This window comes from Streptomyces sp. NBRC 109706 (assembly GCF_000974485.1).
GTDB lineage: Bacteria > Actinomycetota > Actinomycetes > Streptomycetales > Streptomycetaceae > Streptomyces.
The window spans coordinates 482,381-496,301 of sequence record NZ_BBOM01000006.1 but is presented as its reverse complement, the minus strand read 5'-3'; the positions used below and the strand labels follow the sequence as shown (position 1 = coordinate 496,301).

The following is a 13,921-nucleotide window of genomic DNA, read 5'->3' as shown; positions in this document are numbered from 1 at the left end:
TGACCGGGTGGTGAACCATATGTGTACGCTCGGTGATTCATGGCATTTCTCCTGGTCAGAGGGTTGACCGGAGGGGTCGCCGGAGCGTCGGTCAGCGCGGGGGCGGCGGGCCGGTGGCGGCGGTCGCGCGCTCAGCGCGGGGGCGGCGGGCCGGGTTGGCAGTGCGGGCACCAGTAGGTGGGGCGTTCCCGGCCGGGTTCGCCATGGGCGTCGGCGGTGACCCGCACCGGGGTCCCGCAGCGCAGACAGGGCCGGCCGGCGCGGCCGTAGACATGGAGCCGGGAGCGCCGTTCGGCGGGCGGCGTGGTGATGCGGTCGAAGCGTTCCCTGTTGGCCGTGAGCAGCCGCTGGGCGGTGGCCAACAGCTCCTCGGGCTCGGCGAGTTCGCCGACGGGCAGCCAGGGGGTGACCCGGGCCAGGAAGCAGAGTTCGGCCAGATAGACATTGCCGATGCCGGCCAGGTTGCGCTGGTCGAGCAGGGCGTCGCCGAGTGGACGTTCCGGTTGGGAGCGCAGCCGGCGCAGCGCCTCCTCCGGATCCCAGTCGGGGCCCAGCAGGTCGGGGCCGAGATGTCCGACGACGCGTTGCTCCCGGTCGGTGCGCAGCAGGTCCAGCACGGGGAGGCGGTAGCCGACCGCGACCCGCTGCTCGTTGCCGAGGACGGCCCGGATCTGGTGGCCAGGGCCGCCGCGCCAGCGCTCACCGTTGTCGAAGACCCGCCAGGCGCCGTCCATCCGCAGATGGGAGTGCAGGGTGACGTTGCCCTCGACCCGGGTCAGCAGATGCTTGCCGCGTGGGACGACCTCCCGCACGGCCCGCCCACGCAGATCGACCGTGGCCAGCCGGGGGACCCGCAGATCGCACCGGACCAGCGTCCGGCCGCGCAGCGCCTCGTCCAGCCGGCGTGCGGTCAGCCAGACCGTGTCTCCCTCGGGCATCTCTCCATGATGCTCCGCGACAGCCGACGCCCGCACGCGCACCGGAAACCCCGGAAGACGCCGGCGCGGATCGGATCCGGCGCGGCTCGTGTTCGGCCTGGCACGTGTCCGGCGAGGCCCGGATCCGGCTAGCTGGCGAAGATCGCCAGCAGCGTGATGCCGACAGTCATCAGGGACAGCACCAGATAGCCCATGATGAGGCCGCCCTTGGCCATGCCGTCCCCGGTCTCGCCGGTGCGGCGGATCCTGGACCGGGCGCAGTGGCCCAGGATCACGGCGGGGATGGCCGTCACCCCGTAGGTGAAGAAGCCACACATGCCGCAGACCATGGCGGCCACGGCCATGCCGTTGGTCTGGGGCGGCGGGGGGAACGGCAGCGGACGCGGCGCGTGGTAGATCGGACGCGGCGGCCCGCCGTACGCCGGGCCGTAGGGGCCGGGGAACGGGGGCCGCTGGATGACGAACGTCGGCGCGACGGTCGGCGGATAGGGCGTCGTCGCCGGGGGAGGCGACGGCACGGGCATGGGGCCCTGGGGGAGATCGGCGAGCAGCGGCTGGATCTCCGCATAGGTGGTGGTCTGCTGCAGGCGGCTCACCCGCGCGTCGAACTCGTCCTTGCTCAGGCGGCCTTCCGCGAAGCCCGCCTTGAGAACATCGGCGGCACGCTCACGATCGCTGTCCGACGCGCGCATCATGGACGGCGACCCCGGCTGTCCCCCCTGCCAGTACTCCATGGACACAAGCAGCCTCCCCGATCGCCCCACCCACTCGACGGTCGCGCCGCGACAGCGCCCGCCAGAGCCGGAAGTCGCTATTCCCCTACCCAGCAGACGCCCAGGCCAGCCCGAAAGTTCCCATGGGGCCAAGCGCGTTCGCAACCGGATAAGCCGCCCTGGGCCGGCCTCGCCCTCCCCCGGGCGCGGGGCGGGCGGGGGCGGAGCCGGCGCCGCTCAGCCGCGTCGGGCGTAACTCCGCAGGTGGGTGGCGGTGCGGGTGTCGCCTTCCGCCACCATCTCGGCCGGGGTGCCGGTGAAGATCACCCGGCCGCCCTCCTGCCCGCCGCCCGGGCCCAGATCGATCAGCCAGTCGGCGTGCGCCATCACGGCCAGATGATGCTCGATCACCACCACCGTGTTGCCGGCATCCACCAACCGGTCGAGCAGCGCCAGCAGTTGATCGACATCGGCCAGATGCAGACCGGTGGTGGGCTCGTCCAGAACGTAGATGGCCGCGCGCTCCGCCATATGGATGGCGAGCTTGAGCCGCTGTCGTTCGCCCCCGGAGAGGGTGGTCAACGGTTGACCGAGCCGCAGATAGCCGAGGCCCACATCGTTCAGCCGCCCCAGGATGACCTCGGCCTGGCCGGAGGGGAAGAACGTGTGCGCCTCGGCTATCGACATGTCCAGCACATCGCTGATGCTCCTGCCGCGCAGCCGGTAGCCGAGGACCTCGGCCGTGAATCGTTTGCCCCCGCACTCCTCGCAGACGGAGGCGACGCCCGCCATCATGGCCAGATCCGTGTAGACCAGGCCGAGGCCGTTGCAGTTGGGGCAGGCACCGGCCGAGTTCGCACTGAAAAGCGCCGGCTTGACGCCGTTGGCCTTCGCGAAGGCGTTGCGGATCGGGCCCAACAGCCCCGTGTAGGTGGCGGGGTTGGACCGGCGGGAGCCGCGGATCGGCGTCTGGTCCGCGACCACCACGCCCTCCCGGCCGGGCAGCGAGCCATGGATCAGCGAGCTCTTCCCTGAGCCGGCGACGCCGGTGACCACCGTGAGAACGCCGGTCGGGATGTCCACATGCACGTCCTGGAGGTTGTGCAGCTTGGCGCCGGCGATCGACAGCCGGCCGGTGGGCCGGCGCACCGAGACCTTGGGACCGACGTGGTGCTCCAGATGCCGGCCGGTGAGCGTGCCCGAGGTGCGCAGCCCGTCGAGCGGGCCCGCGTAACAGATCCGACCGCCGTCCGTGCCCGCGCCGGGCCCCAGATCGACCACATGGTCGGCAATCGCGATCACCTCGGGCTTGTGCTCCACCACCAGCACGGTGTTGCCTTTGTCGCGCAGCCGCAGCAGCAGGGCGTTCATCCGCTGGATGTCATGCGGGTGCAGCCCGGTGGTGGGCTCGTCGAAGACATAGGTGATGTCGGTGAGGCTGGACCCCAGATGACGCACCATCTTGACCCGCTGCGACTCGCCCCCGGAGAGCGTGGAGGAGGGGCGGTCCAGGCTGAGATAGCCGAGCCCGATCTCCACCAGCGAATCCAGCAGCTGCCGCAGCGATATCAGCAGCGGCGCCACCTCGGGCGCCCGCAACCCCCCGACGAAATCGGCGAGTTGGTTGATCTGCATCGACGAGCAGCGGGCGATGTTGACGCCGTCGATGGTGCAGCCGAGCGCCGCCTCGTTGAGCCTGCTGCCCCCGCAGGAGGGGCACTCGGCGAAGACCACGGCCCGGTCGACGAAGGCCCGCAGCCCCGGGCGCATGGACTCCCGGTCCTTGCTGAGATAGATCCGCTGGACCTTGGTGACCAGGCCCTCGTAGGTGATGTTGCTGGTGCCGACCTTGATCTTGGTGGTCGGCTTGTGGAGGAAGTCCTCCCACTCGGTCTCGGTGAAGTCCTTGAGCGGGGTGTCGGGGTCGTAGAGCCCGGAGCCGGCCATCACCTGCCAGTACCAGGAGTCCACCTCGAACCCGGGCACCGTGATCGCGCCGTCCCGCATGGACAGCTCGCGGTCGACCAGTTGGTCGACATCGATCCTGCTGACCTCGCCGATGCCCTCGCACCGGGGGCACATGCCCTCGGCGCTGTTGAAGCTGAACCTGGTCGAGGTGCCGATATGCGGGGTGCCGAGGCGGCTGAAGATGATCCGCAGCATCGTGTAGGCGTCGGTGACCGTGCCCACGGTGGAACGGGAGTTGACGCCCATCCGCTCCTGGTCGACGACGATGGCGGCGCTGAGGTTGTGCAGCCCGTCGACGTCCGGACGCCCCTGGCTGGGCATGAACGACTGGATGAACGCGGTGTAGGTCTCGTTGATCAGCCGCTGGGACTCGGCCGCGATGGTCCCGAAGACAAGGGAGGACTTCCCGGACCCCGAGACTCCGGTGAAGACCGTCAGCCGACGCTTGGGGATGTCCAGCGAGACATCGCGCAGGTTGTTCTCCCGGGCGCCCCGCACCTGGATCTGATCGTGCTGGTCGGCGGCGAACGAGCCGGACGGTTCGGACAGATGCTGGGGTGACTGCTCGGCGGACATCATCATTCCTGAGGTTCTGGGACGGGCCCGAGGTGCGGGAACGCCGGGCGCTGGAGAGCCGGGCGGCGGGATCGGGTGCGGACTTCCGATGATGACACCCGGCACTGACAACGGCCCCGCGCCCGCCCTGGGTTGGGTGGTTACCGGACGGGACGGAGGAACGGCAGCGCGGCCGTCACGGGGCGGATCGTCGACTGCGCCGATCAGCGCCGGCAACTCCGGGCGCGGCACGGCGAGATCACCCTCCCTGCCCACTCGGCGACCTCGACCCCGGCTCGTGGCGGCTGGCCCTCCCCCGACGGGGCGGCCCGCTCAGCGCGGGCCCGAACCGCCCCGGCCCAGCAGCTCGGCCAGGCCACGTCTGGTCGCGGCCACCACCACCCGGTCCTCGGCGCGCAGCACATACCCCGGGTGGAGGTCCCACAGCAGGCCGGCCGGCTGGGGGCGGCCGCTCTCCGAGCGGAACGCCGTGAGATCCGGCTGGCGATCGGCCGGCTCGGCGGTGTCGAGGGCGAGCACCCGCCAGGCTCCGGGCCGCGACGCCTCGGCCACCGTACGGCCGTGGAACTGCGGGAAGCCCGCCACATCGAGCGCCGCGAAGAGCAGCACCTTGCGTTCGACCGGTATCGCGCCCAGGATCTGCCGGCCCATCATGGCGCTGGCGAACGCAGGCGCCGCCAGCGTGGACACGCTCCGGCTCCGCGTGAGCGCCTCCGGGTGGGCCGCCCGCAACGTGCGGTAGACCACGGTGGCGAAGTCGTCGTCGTACAGTCGAAGGGCCACCCGCAGATCCGGCTTGATGCCCCTGGCATAGAGCGCCGCCTCCAGATTGGTGGCGTCCTCGCTGGTCAGCGCCAACAGGGCACGCGCCCGATGGATCTTCGCCGACTCCAGCACATCCTCCTGGGTGACATCGCCGAGCACCACGGGCACCTGGAGCCTGCGGGCCAGCGGGATGCCCCTGGCCTCCGGATCCTCCTCCACACACACCACCGGGATGTCCATCTCGCGCAGCCGCTCCAGCACCCGGCTGCCGATCTTCCCGAGGCCGAGCAGCACCACATGGCCGGAGAGGCCGCGCGGTGGGCGCGGCAGGTTGGTCGAGCCACGGAAGGCGCCGAACGCCTGCAGCGCGCCCGCGATCAGGATCGGCAGCAGCGCCAACCCCACGAGCCCCGACACCAGTTGGATGGTCTGCCGGGGAACGGGCTCGTCCACGGCCGGGTCGCCGATGGCGAACAGATCGAGCAGCGTCAGATAGGCCGCGTGCAGCACATGGTGGTCCGTGGTCCGCCACAGCGCCAACGCCAGCCCGAAGACCGCGATGGCGACGCCGAGCAGGGAGAGCCGCAGCCGCCGGGAGAAGATCTCCGCCAGCGGGGCGCTACGCCTGGCCAACCGGCGCGGCGGCAGGCTGCGCCCGGTGTGTGCCACCGTCTCCAGCACCACGGTGCCCCGGCCGGTGGCCGCCCCCACCTCCTGGTCGTCGGGCAGCAGTTGGGGCCCCTGCGAACCGCTGCTGTCCGAACCCTCGGCGCCAGCCGGGTCGTTGACGGTGGAGGAGAGCAGCGCGAGGGTGCACAGCCCGGGGTCGGCGATCTCGCCGCTGGCCGGCGGGGTGCGCTCCACCGCGCGTAACAGCAGGCCGTCGGCCTGCACCACCTTGCGGGTGCCGGCCACGGCGGTGGCGGCCAGCGCGGGCGCGGCCGTGTCGGCGTCCGAGAGCACCGTGGTGGAGGCGTCCAGGGTGGTCGGATCGAGCCCGGGCAGGGCCACCGCGGCGGCCTGGTCGAGCAGTTGGGCCAGATGCTCCCCGAGGCGGCGGTTGTAGTGCCGGATCACCAGACGGAGCTGCGGATTGAGCCGACGGGCGGCCAACGCGCCGCGCAGATTGGTCTCGTCGTCGTCGTAGACCAGGGCGAGCGCGGTGGCATGGGCGACGCCGGCGCGCAGCAGCACCTCCTCGGTGGGCTCGTCGGCGCTCATCTCGCCTATGGGCATCCGGATGCCGCCGCCGGTGGTGTCGTCGGCGGCCGGCGCCGATCCGGCGGACGGGCGGATCACGGCGGCGGAGACCCGCCCCAGCAACGCCGAGACCCGCGCCCGCCCCATCACGGCCCCCGACCCCCCACCGGCACCGTCCGTCGCGGGCACCACCAGGGTGACGCGCTCCCGATAGACATCGTGCAACTCGGCGGCGAGCCGAACGGCTAACGCGTCATCGCCACAGACCACCATGTGGCCGGTGAGCACGGGGCGCTGCCCCTGGCTGGGTAGTGGGAACACATCTTGAAGACGCGCGAGCCCCACCCTTTGGTTGCACGACTACGATAAGTAACATCGGCCGGTCAGGGCGGTGGGCCGGCACGGTTGGTCGTCGGGGCCGGTCACGGCCGGCAGTTCACGAACAAATCACCGTAAATCGCGTCGCCGGTGCGCCGACCGGGCGGGCCGAAGCGGGGCTTCGGGCCCGCCCCATCAGTCGCAGGTACGCGTCAGTCGACCAACGGCAGGTACACGCGCCCACCCGCCTCGGCGAACTCGCGGGACTTGGTGAGCATGGCCTGTTGGATCTGTTCCTCGGTCAACTCCTCATCCCCGCCGGGGCCGTATTTGTCCACAACGGCTCTGCTGATTTTCATCGAGCAGAACTTGGGACCGCACATGGAGCAGAAGTGAGCGGTCTTGGCCGGTTCGGCGGGCAGGGTCTCGTCGTGGAAGGCGCGGGCGGTGTCCGGGTCGAGGGCGAGGTTGAACTGGTCCTCCCAGCGGAACTCGAACCGCGCGTCGGAGAGCGCGTCGTCCCAACGTTGCGCCCCGGGGTGGCCCTTGGCCAGGTCGGCGGCGTGGGCCGCGATCTTGTAGGTGATCACGCCCGTCTTGACGTCGTCCCGGTTGGGCAGCCCGAGATGTTCCTTGGGGGTCACGTAACACAGCATCGCGGTGCCCCACCAGGCGATCATCGCGGCCCCGATGCCCGAGGTGATGTGGTCGTAGGCGGGAGCGATATCGGTGGTCAGCGGGCCGAGCGTGTAGAACGGGGCCTCGTCGCAGATCTCCTGCTGGAGGTCCACGTTCTCCTTGATCTTGTGCATGGGGACATGGCCCGGGCCCTCGATCATCGTCTGGACGTCGTGGTCCCTGGCGACGCGGTTGAGTTCGCCGAGGGTGCGCAGCTCGGCGAACTGCGCGTCGTCGTTGGCGTCGGCGATGGATCCCGGGCGCAGGCCGTCGCCGAGCGAGAAGGTGATGTCGTAGGCGCGCAGGATCTCGCAGAGTTCGGCGAAGTGCGTGTAGAGGAAGCTCTCCCGGTGGTGGGCCAGGCACCAGGCGGCCATGATGGAGCCGCCTCGGGAGACGATGCCGGTCTTTCGGCGCGCGGTCAGCGGGACATAGCGCAGGAGTACGCCGGCGTGCACCGTCATATAGTCCACGCCCTGCTCGGCCTGCTCGATCACCGTCTCGCGGTAGACATCCCAGCTGAGTTCCTCTGCCTTGCCGCCCACCTTCTCCAGGGCCTGGTAGAGCGGCACGGTGCCGATGGGCACGGGGGAGTTGCGGAGCACCCACTCCCTGGTGGTGTGGATGTCCTTGCCGGTGGAGAGGTCCATGACGGTGTCCGCGCCCCATCGGGTGGCCCAGGTCATCTTCTCCACCTCCTCGTCGATCGACGAGGTGATCGCGGAGTTGCCGATATTGGCATTCACCTTGACCAGAAAGTTTTTGCCGATGATCATCGGCTCCGCTTCCGGATGACGGATATTGACCGGCAACACGGCCCGGCCGGCCGCGATCTCGTCCCGGACGAACTCGGGCGAGCGGTCCTCCCGAAGGGCGACGAACTCCATCTCGGGGGTGATCTCGCCCCGTCTGGCATAGGCCAGCTGGGTAACGGCCCCCGTGCCGTCGGCGTGCCGCTCCTCGATCCAGGGGCGCCGCAGCGGCGGCAGCCCCCGCTTGACGTCGGTGGTCACGGACGGGTCGGTGGCGGGGCCCGAGGTGTCGTACAGGGTCACCGCGTGGCCGTCGGTGAGGTGGACACGTCGCACCGGCACCCGGATATCGGGCCGTGATCCGGTGATATACGCCTTATGCGCGCCGAGGACGGGCGCGCCGGACGCACCGGTGTGCTGTTGATCGGTCATCAGACCTTGCTCCCTACGCCGGCATTACCCGGTAACAGGTTCGGCGGTCGGCGCAGCCGCAGCGCCCTCTCAGCCTCGTGCTCGAAGCTCCCGCGATGACATGTCGTGCCCCTCCACGCTAAGGGCACACCGGCCGTGATGAACAGAGGGCCCGGTTTCTTAGGTGATGATCGGAAGGTGACCGCACCCGATGATCCCCTGAGCAATCCCCAGGCGCACCCCCATGGCCACACCCATCAGCACGGCCCCGCCGCCCCCGTCTCCGCGCATCTGCGGCGGGTGATAGCCGCCGTGCTGATCCCGTTCGGCGTGCTGATGGCCGTCGGCCTGGTCTGGCTGTGGCCCGGGGGCGCACCCGAGCAGGACGAGCGGACCGGCGTCGGTTTCGACCAACAGCACGAGGATGCCCGGGTGACCGAGCTGGTGGAGCGGCCCTGCGCCGACCTCGGGGTCCAGGTGCCGGAGAGTGTCACGGGCGCCTGTGAGCAGGCGACCGTCGAGGTGACCAGCGGCCCCGACGCCGGACGCACCTTCACCGAGGTGGTGCCGCCGGACGCCACCAAACGCTTCCACGAGGGGCAGGGCGTGGTGGTCGCCTATGCCCCGGAGGCGCCCGAGGAGTTGCAGTACAGCGTCGTCGATGTGGACCGCAAGGTGCCGATGTTGCTGCTGGCCGCGCTCTTCGCGCTGGTGGTGGTCGCGGTGGGGCGGATGCGTGGGCTGCTGGCGCTGGTCGGACTGGTGGCGAGCTTCCTGGTGCTGACGCTGTTCATCCTGCCGGCGGTGCTCCATGGCTCGAACCCGCTGCTGGTGGCGGTGATCGGCGGCAGCGTGATCATGTTGGTGACGCTCTATCTGTGTCACGGGATCAACGCGCGTACGTCCGTTGCCGTGTTGGGCACGTTGGTGTCGCTGTTGTTGATCGGTGTGCTGGGTTCCCTGTTTATCGGGTGGGCACATCTGACCGGAAACACCGACGACCAGACCGGTCTGGTGCACAACCTCTATCCCGGGATCGAGATCAAGGGGCTGCTGCTGGCAAGCATCCTGATCGGTTCACTCGGGGTGCTCGACGATGTGACGGTGACCCAGACCTCCGCCGTCTGGGAGCTGAAACTGGCCAGTCCGACGGCGGGTTGGCGTCAGCTCTACGGTGCGGCGATGCGGATCGGGCGGGACCATATCGCGTCCGTGGTGAACACGTTGGTGCTGGCCTACGCGGGCGCGGCGCTGCCGCTTCTGCTGCTGTTCAGCATCGCGCGCAGCGGCGTGGAGACGGTGGCGTTCAGCGAGTTGGTGGCCGAGGAGATCGTGCGCACGCTGGTCGGTTCGATCGGTCTGGTGGCCTCGGTGCCGGTGACCACGCTGCTGGCCGCTCTGGTGGTGAGCGCCGACCGTGGCGGTGCGGAGCCGGCGGCTTCCGGCCAGCCGCCCGGGCGGGGGACTCCCCCGCCGTCCGGCGGGAGCGGGGCGGCGGAGCGGACCGGCACCAGCTGGGCGGATCAACGCTGGACGCGGGCGCCGGGGCGGGAGCGTCCTACCAGCCACCGCCGGAGGAGGAAGAGGTGAACTTCCGCACCACGAAGATCAACACGGCGACCACGGCGATAAACAGCAGGATGCGGAAGAGCAGCCCGACCACCCAGGTCAGCACGGAGATCAGCAGGCCGCCGAAGACCACCAACGCGACGGCGGGAATGGCGATCCACCGCACCCACCACGGCAGTGTCATAAAGGCTTCCTTCATGGACCCGGCTCCTGTTCCGCGCGATTCCTCCCGTCGGACGATCGGAAAACCGACCCGACGGCGTGCTGACTCGATGGTTCGATGCTAAGCGCGTACCCGGTGTTCGCGGGAGCCTCACCAGCCCCGGTCCTCCCCTGACCGTCCCCTGAGGAGAACCCTGAGACCTCCGTGCTCCGTCGACGGCCGGCCGGCCGGGGCTCACCCCTCGGGGGGCGAGAAGACGATCATCACCCGCAGGTCCTCGGTGATGTGGTGGAACCGGGCCGGGACCCCGGCGGGCACATAGACGACGCTGCCGCGCGCCACCATGGTGGTCTCGTCACCCACCGTCATCGAGGCGCGACCGCTGACAACGAAGTTGAGAACGTCCTGCCGCTGTGGACGCTGGGTGTCCTGCGCGCCGACCGCCAAAGCGTACAAACCGGCCGACATCGTGGGCTCGCGGAGAAACCGCAGGTAGGCCCCGTTGTGGGCAGCACGCTCCATGTCCAGCCGATCCAGCCGGAACTCCTTCATCGGCTCATTCCCCTTGCGCCGCCACTGCCATCTGAAACGATCTCCCGTATGACAACCATCCTCATGAAGTTCGTTGCCAATGCGGTTGCTCTGGCCGCAGCCGTCTGGCTGGTGAGTGACATCACCCTCGGTGAGAACGGCGACAGCACCAGCAGCAAGGCCGTGACCCTGCTTATTGTGGCGCTGATCTTCGGTCTGGTGAACCTGATCGTCAAGCCCATCGTGAAGCTCTTCTCCCTCCCCCTGCTCATCCTGACCCTCGGCCTGTTCACTCTGGTGATCAACGCCCTGATGCTGATGCTCACCGGCTGGCTGGCCGGCGACAGGTTCGACGTCGGGGGCTTCGGATCCGCGGTGCTGGGCGGACTGATCATCTCCATCGTGTCCTGGGCGGTCAACCTGGTCCTCGATCGCGACTGAACCGCGACCGAAGCAATCAGAAACGGGGTCAACGACCGTATGTACCGCATCTGTTTTGTCTGCTCGGGCAACATCTGCCGCTCCCCGATGGCGGAGGCGGCACTGCGTGCCCGGTTGGTGGACGAGGGTCTGGACACCGGCATCGTGGTGGAGAGCGCGGGCACCGGCGGCTGGCACGCCGGGATGCCCGCCGATCCGAGGGCGGTGGCCGCCCTGAACGCGGCCGGCTATCCGGCGGGGCCGAGGGACCACACGGCCCGCCAGTTCCTGGCCGACTGGTTCGACCGCTACGACCTGGTGATCGCGCTGGACTCGGGCCACCAGAGGGAGTTGCGCGGACTGGCGCCCGACCAGGACGCCGCGGACAAGATCCGGCTGCTGCGTTCCTTCGCCCCTCCGACGGACGACGGAACCGGCGGGGCCGGGGAGGCCGATCTCGACGTTCCCGATCCCTACTACGGGGACGACGAGGGCTTCGCCGACTGCCTGGACATCATCGAGTCCGCCCTGCCGGGGCTGCTCGGCACGATGCGGGGACCCGCAGAGCACGCGGAACCTTCGGAACACCCCGCCTGAGGCACCCCGGGCCGGGACGCGGACGGCCCGGGCCTCTCGCCATCGGCGGCACCGCCAACGCCGGGAGAAGGCCGATATGACGATCGCTGACGACGGGGCCGTCGCCCTGGGGCACCGGGTGGCGGCCGTCACCGGCGGCAGCCCCCGGGGCGTTCCCCGCCGGCTGACCGGGGGCGATATCTGCGACGCCTACCGGGTCCGACTCGACGACGGGCGCACCGTTTTCGCCAAGGTGCGGGACGGTGCGCCGGCCGACTTCTTCACCATCGAGGCCGCGGGCCTGGACCTGCTCCGGGCCACCGGAACGGTGACGGTGCCCGAGGTGCTGGCCGCGCTGCCGGGGCTGCTGGTCCTCGGCTGGGCCGATCCCGGCGAGGCCACCGCCGCCCAGGCGGAACGGCTCGGCCGCCAACTGGCCGCGCTGCACGCCACACCGGCGCCCCGTTACGGCACCGACGGACCGCTCCACCTCGGCACCCTGCGGCTGACCAGCGGCGCCACGCCCGTCGACGAGCCGGCCGACTGGCCCGTCTGGCACGCGACCCACCGGCTGCTGCCACTCCTCGCGATGGCCGTCGACAACGGCGGCATCGCGCCCGAGGACGCCCGCGACGTGACCCGACTCTGCGAGCGCGTCGAGGATGTCGCCGGGCCGCCGCAACCGCCGGCCGTGATCCATGGCGATCTCTGGTCGGGGAACATCCTCTGGACGGCGGACCAACGCCCGCAGCTGATCGATCCCTCGGCCCAGGGCGGCCACCCCGAGACGGACCTGGCGCTGCTCGACCTCTTCGGCTGCCCCCATCTGGACCGTCTGCTGGCCGCCTACCAGGAACTTCGCCCGCTGCCGCACCGGGCCCCCCGGATCCCCCTCCACCAGCTCCAGCACCTGCTGGCGCACGCGGTCCTCTTCGGCGGCGGCTACGGCCGACGGTGCGGCGAGACCGCGCGCCGCGCGCTGGCCGCACGGCCGTAGAGCCGCGCCCCGCCGACGGCCCCGACGCCCCCGACCGCCCCCCGACCTCGGACCGCGCGCCGACCTGTGGCGGGTCATACACTTGTGCGGTGATTTCGGCGCAGCCGTGACGTGTACACCGGCGTGGACGTGGGCGCGCGCGACAGCGGCGACGACAGCGGGAGTGAAGCGATGACCGGTGAGGGAACGCGCGCGGTGAGGGCCGGGCTGCCGGCCGCTGAGCCCTACCAGCCCCCGGTCCCGCCCCCCGTGCTGGCCGCGCACTTCCATCTGCCGGGCGATCCGGCCGTGGCCCCGTTCGGCTACGGCCGGGAGAACAACCCCAGCTGGGTCGCCCTGGAGAGCGCCGTCGCCGAGCTGGAGTCGCCGGACGAGCCGGCCCAGGCGGCCGTCTTCCCCTCGGGCATGGCCGCGATCTCGGCGGTGATGTTCAGCCTGGTGCGCCCGGGCGACACGGTGGTGCTGCCCGACGACGGCTACCAGATCTGGCCCAAGCTGCGCCAGCGCCTCACCGCCCTCGGCATCCACGCCAGGACCGCCCCCACCGGCGGCGACGCCCAACTCGCCGCGCTGGACGAGGCGCACCGGGACGGTTCGCCGGTGCGGCTGCTCTGGCTGGAGACGCCGTCCAACCCCGGCCTCGACATCTGCGATATCCGCCGGCTCGCCGAGGAGGCGCACGCCCGGGGCGCGTTGGTCGCCGTGGACAACTCCCTGGCGACCCCGATCGGTCAACGCCCGCTGGAGCTGGGCGCCGATCTCGCGGTGGCCAGTGGTACCAAGGCGCTCAACGGACATGGCGATGTGCTGCTCGGCTATGTGGCGGCCCGGGACGCCGAACTGCTGGCCGAGATCCGCCAGTGGCGCACCACCACCGGCGCGATCGCCGGACCGCTGGAGTCCTGGCTGGCACACCGGGGCCTGGCCACCCTCCAGCTGCGGGTGGCCCGCCAGGCGGAGAACGCGCTGGCCGTCGCCCGGGCGCTGGCCGAACGGCCGGAGGTCACCGGGCTTCGGCACCCCGGGCTGCCGGAGGATCCGGGACACCGGCTCGCGGCGCGACAGATGCGGTACTTCGGCTGTGTGGTCTCGTTCACGCTGCCCGACCGCGAGCACGCGGAGCGGTTCCTGGCCGAGTTGACGCTGGTGGACGACGCCACCAGCTTCGGCGGGGTCAGGTCGACCGCCGAGCGGCGCGGCCGATGGGGCGGGGACGCGGTGCCGGAGGGCTTTGTCCGTCTTTCGGTCGGCATCGAGGACGCCGCGGACCTGGTGGCCGATGTGCGTCGCGCGCTGGACGCCGCCGCGCGGAGCTGAAACCGCGCTGGTGCCGGCGCCGGAACCGC

At 70.7% G+C, this 13,921-nt stretch carries 12 protein-coding genes and 1 riboswitch; of the genes, 5 read left to right on the top strand and 7 right to left on the bottom strand.

All coding sequences use genetic code 11. The annotated features are described in order from the left end of the window. Window positions 1–131 precede the first annotated feature (131 nt). From AOM46_RS12495 to thiC, 5 genes are all read right to left on the bottom strand, one after another. Window positions 132–938, bottom strand: a complete 807-nt coding sequence (locus AOM46_RS12495; protein ID WP_062209846.1) for an Fpg/Nei family DNA glycosylase — start codon at window positions 936–938, stop codon at window positions 132–134. A gap of 128 nt (window positions 939–1,066) precedes the next feature. Beyond that, on the bottom strand, window positions 1,067–1,672 hold the full coding sequence (locus AOM46_RS12490) for a DUF1707 and DUF4190 domain-containing protein (RefSeq protein WP_234313754.1): 606 nt from the start codon (window positions 1,670–1,672) through the stop codon (window positions 1,067–1,069). A gap of 216 nt (window positions 1,673–1,888) precedes the next feature. Further along, complete coding sequence (locus tag AOM46_RS12485; RefSeq protein WP_062209844.1) at window positions 1,889–4,195, bottom strand: excinuclease ABC subunit UvrA; 2,307 nt, start codon at window positions 4,193–4,195, stop codon at window positions 1,889–1,891. A 312-nt stretch (window positions 4,196–4,507) separates the two neighbouring features. After that, a complete protein-coding gene (locus AOM46_RS12480) occupies window positions 4,508–6,433 on the bottom strand; it encodes an NAD(P)-binding protein (protein ID WP_062210773.1) in 1,926 nt (641 codons plus the stop codon). Between the two features lie 257 nt (window positions 6,434–6,690). Then, complete coding sequence (gene thiC / locus AOM46_RS12475) at window positions 6,691–8,340, bottom strand: phosphomethylpyrimidine synthase ThiC (protein WP_062209843.1); 1,650 nt, start codon at window positions 8,338–8,340, stop codon at window positions 6,691–6,693. Then, a riboswitch (TPP riboswitch) is annotated at window positions 8,333–8,444 on the bottom strand. (Overlaps the previous gene by 8 nt.) A gap of 73 nt (window positions 8,445–8,517) precedes the next feature. On the opposite strand from thiC, the gene AOM46_RS12470 reads away from it, so the two are divergent. Beyond that, window positions 8,518–9,909, top strand: a complete 1,392-nt coding sequence (locus AOM46_RS12470; protein ID WP_078856746.1) for a YibE/F family protein — start codon at window positions 8,518–8,520, stop codon at window positions 9,907–9,909. On the opposite strand, the gene AOM46_RS12465 is transcribed toward AOM46_RS12470, so the two are convergent. Together AOM46_RS12465 and AOM46_RS12460 are read right to left on the bottom strand one after the other, a co-directional pair. Next, window positions 9,878–10,087 (bottom strand): DUF5326 family protein, encoded by a 210-nt coding sequence (locus tag AOM46_RS12465; protein WP_062209842.1) that lies wholly within the window; start codon window positions 10,085–10,087, stop codon window positions 9,878–9,880. The two genes, AOM46_RS12470 and AOM46_RS12465, sit on opposite strands and share 32 nt — an antisense overlap. 198 nt (window positions 10,088–10,285) lie before the next feature. Next, on the bottom strand, window positions 10,286–10,603 hold the full coding sequence (locus AOM46_RS12460; protein WP_062209841.1) for a cupin domain-containing protein: 318 nt from the start codon (window positions 10,601–10,603) through the stop codon (window positions 10,286–10,288). Window positions 10,604–10,651: 48 nt separating this feature from the next. Here AOM46_RS12460 and AOM46_RS12455 point away from each other — a divergent pair, with 48 nt between their 5' ends. The 4 genes from AOM46_RS12455 (at window position 10,652) to AOM46_RS12440 (ending at window position 13,892) form a co-directional block, all read left to right on the top strand. Beyond that, window positions 10,652–11,023 carry a phage holin family protein gene (locus tag AOM46_RS12455; protein ID WP_062209839.1) on the top strand — a complete coding sequence of 124 codons (372 nt, stop codon included), beginning with the start codon at window positions 10,652–10,654 and terminating at the stop codon, window positions 11,021–11,023. 39 nt (window positions 11,024–11,062) lie between these two features. Further along, window positions 11,063–11,599: a low molecular weight protein-tyrosine-phosphatase gene (locus AOM46_RS12450; RefSeq protein WP_062209837.1), complete on the top strand. Its 537-nt coding sequence runs from the start codon at window positions 11,063–11,065 to the stop codon at window positions 11,597–11,599. Window positions 11,600–11,675: 76 nt separating this feature from the next. After that, the gene (locus tag AOM46_RS12445) at window positions 11,676–12,575 is read left to right on the top strand and encodes a fructosamine kinase family protein (protein ID WP_062209834.1); all 900 of its coding nucleotides are present in this window, start codon (window positions 11,676–11,678) and stop codon (window positions 12,573–12,575) included. A 171-nt stretch (window positions 12,576–12,746) separates the two neighbouring features. Further along, window positions 12,747–13,892: a cystathionine gamma-lyase gene (locus tag AOM46_RS12440; RefSeq protein ID WP_062210771.1), complete on the top strand. Its 1,146-nt coding sequence runs from the start codon at window positions 12,747–12,749 to the stop codon at window positions 13,890–13,892. Window positions 13,893–13,921 lie beyond the last annotated feature (29 nt).

Excerpts from the sequence above, each read along its gene's own strand:
- AOM46_RS12440 (WP_062210771.1), top strand. The coding sequence starts at position 12,747 with ATGACCGGTGAGGGAACGCGCGCGGTGAGGGCCGGGCTGCCGGCCGCT.
- AOM46_RS12480 (WP_062210773.1), bottom strand. The coding sequence starts at position 6,433 with ATGGTGGTCTGTGGCGATGACGCGTTAGCCGTTCGGCTCGCCGCCGAG.
- AOM46_RS12460 (WP_062209841.1), bottom strand. The coding sequence starts at position 10,603 with ATGAAGGAGTTCCGGCTGGATCGGCTGGACATGGAGCGTGCTGCCCAC.
- AOM46_RS12485 (WP_062209844.1), bottom strand. The coding sequence starts at position 4,195 with ATGTCCGCCGAGCAGTCACCCCAGCATCTGTCCGAACCGTCCGGCTCG.
- AOM46_RS12450 (WP_062209837.1), top strand. The coding sequence starts at position 11,063 with ATGTACCGCATCTGTTTTGTCTGCTCGGGCAACATCTGCCGCTCCCCG.
- AOM46_RS12495 (WP_062209846.1), bottom strand. The coding sequence starts at position 938 with ATGCCCGAGGGAGACACGGTCTGGCTGACCGCACGCCGGCTGGACGAG.
- AOM46_RS12455 (WP_062209839.1), top strand. The coding sequence starts at position 10,652 with ATGACAACCATCCTCATGAAGTTCGTTGCCAATGCGGTTGCTCTGGCC.
- AOM46_RS12465 (WP_062209842.1), bottom strand. The coding sequence starts at position 10,087 with ATGAAGGAAGCCTTTATGACACTGCCGTGGTGGGTGCGGTGGATCGCC.
- AOM46_RS12490 (WP_234313754.1), bottom strand. The coding sequence starts at position 1,672 with ATGGAGTACTGGCAGGGGGGACAGCCGGGGTCGCCGTCCATGATGCGC.
- thiC (WP_062209843.1), bottom strand. The coding sequence starts at position 8,340 with ATGACCGATCAACAGCACACCGGTGCGTCCGGCGCGCCCGTCCTCGGC.
- AOM46_RS12445 (WP_062209834.1), top strand. The coding sequence starts at position 11,676 with ATGACGATCGCTGACGACGGGGCCGTCGCCCTGGGGCACCGGGTGGCG.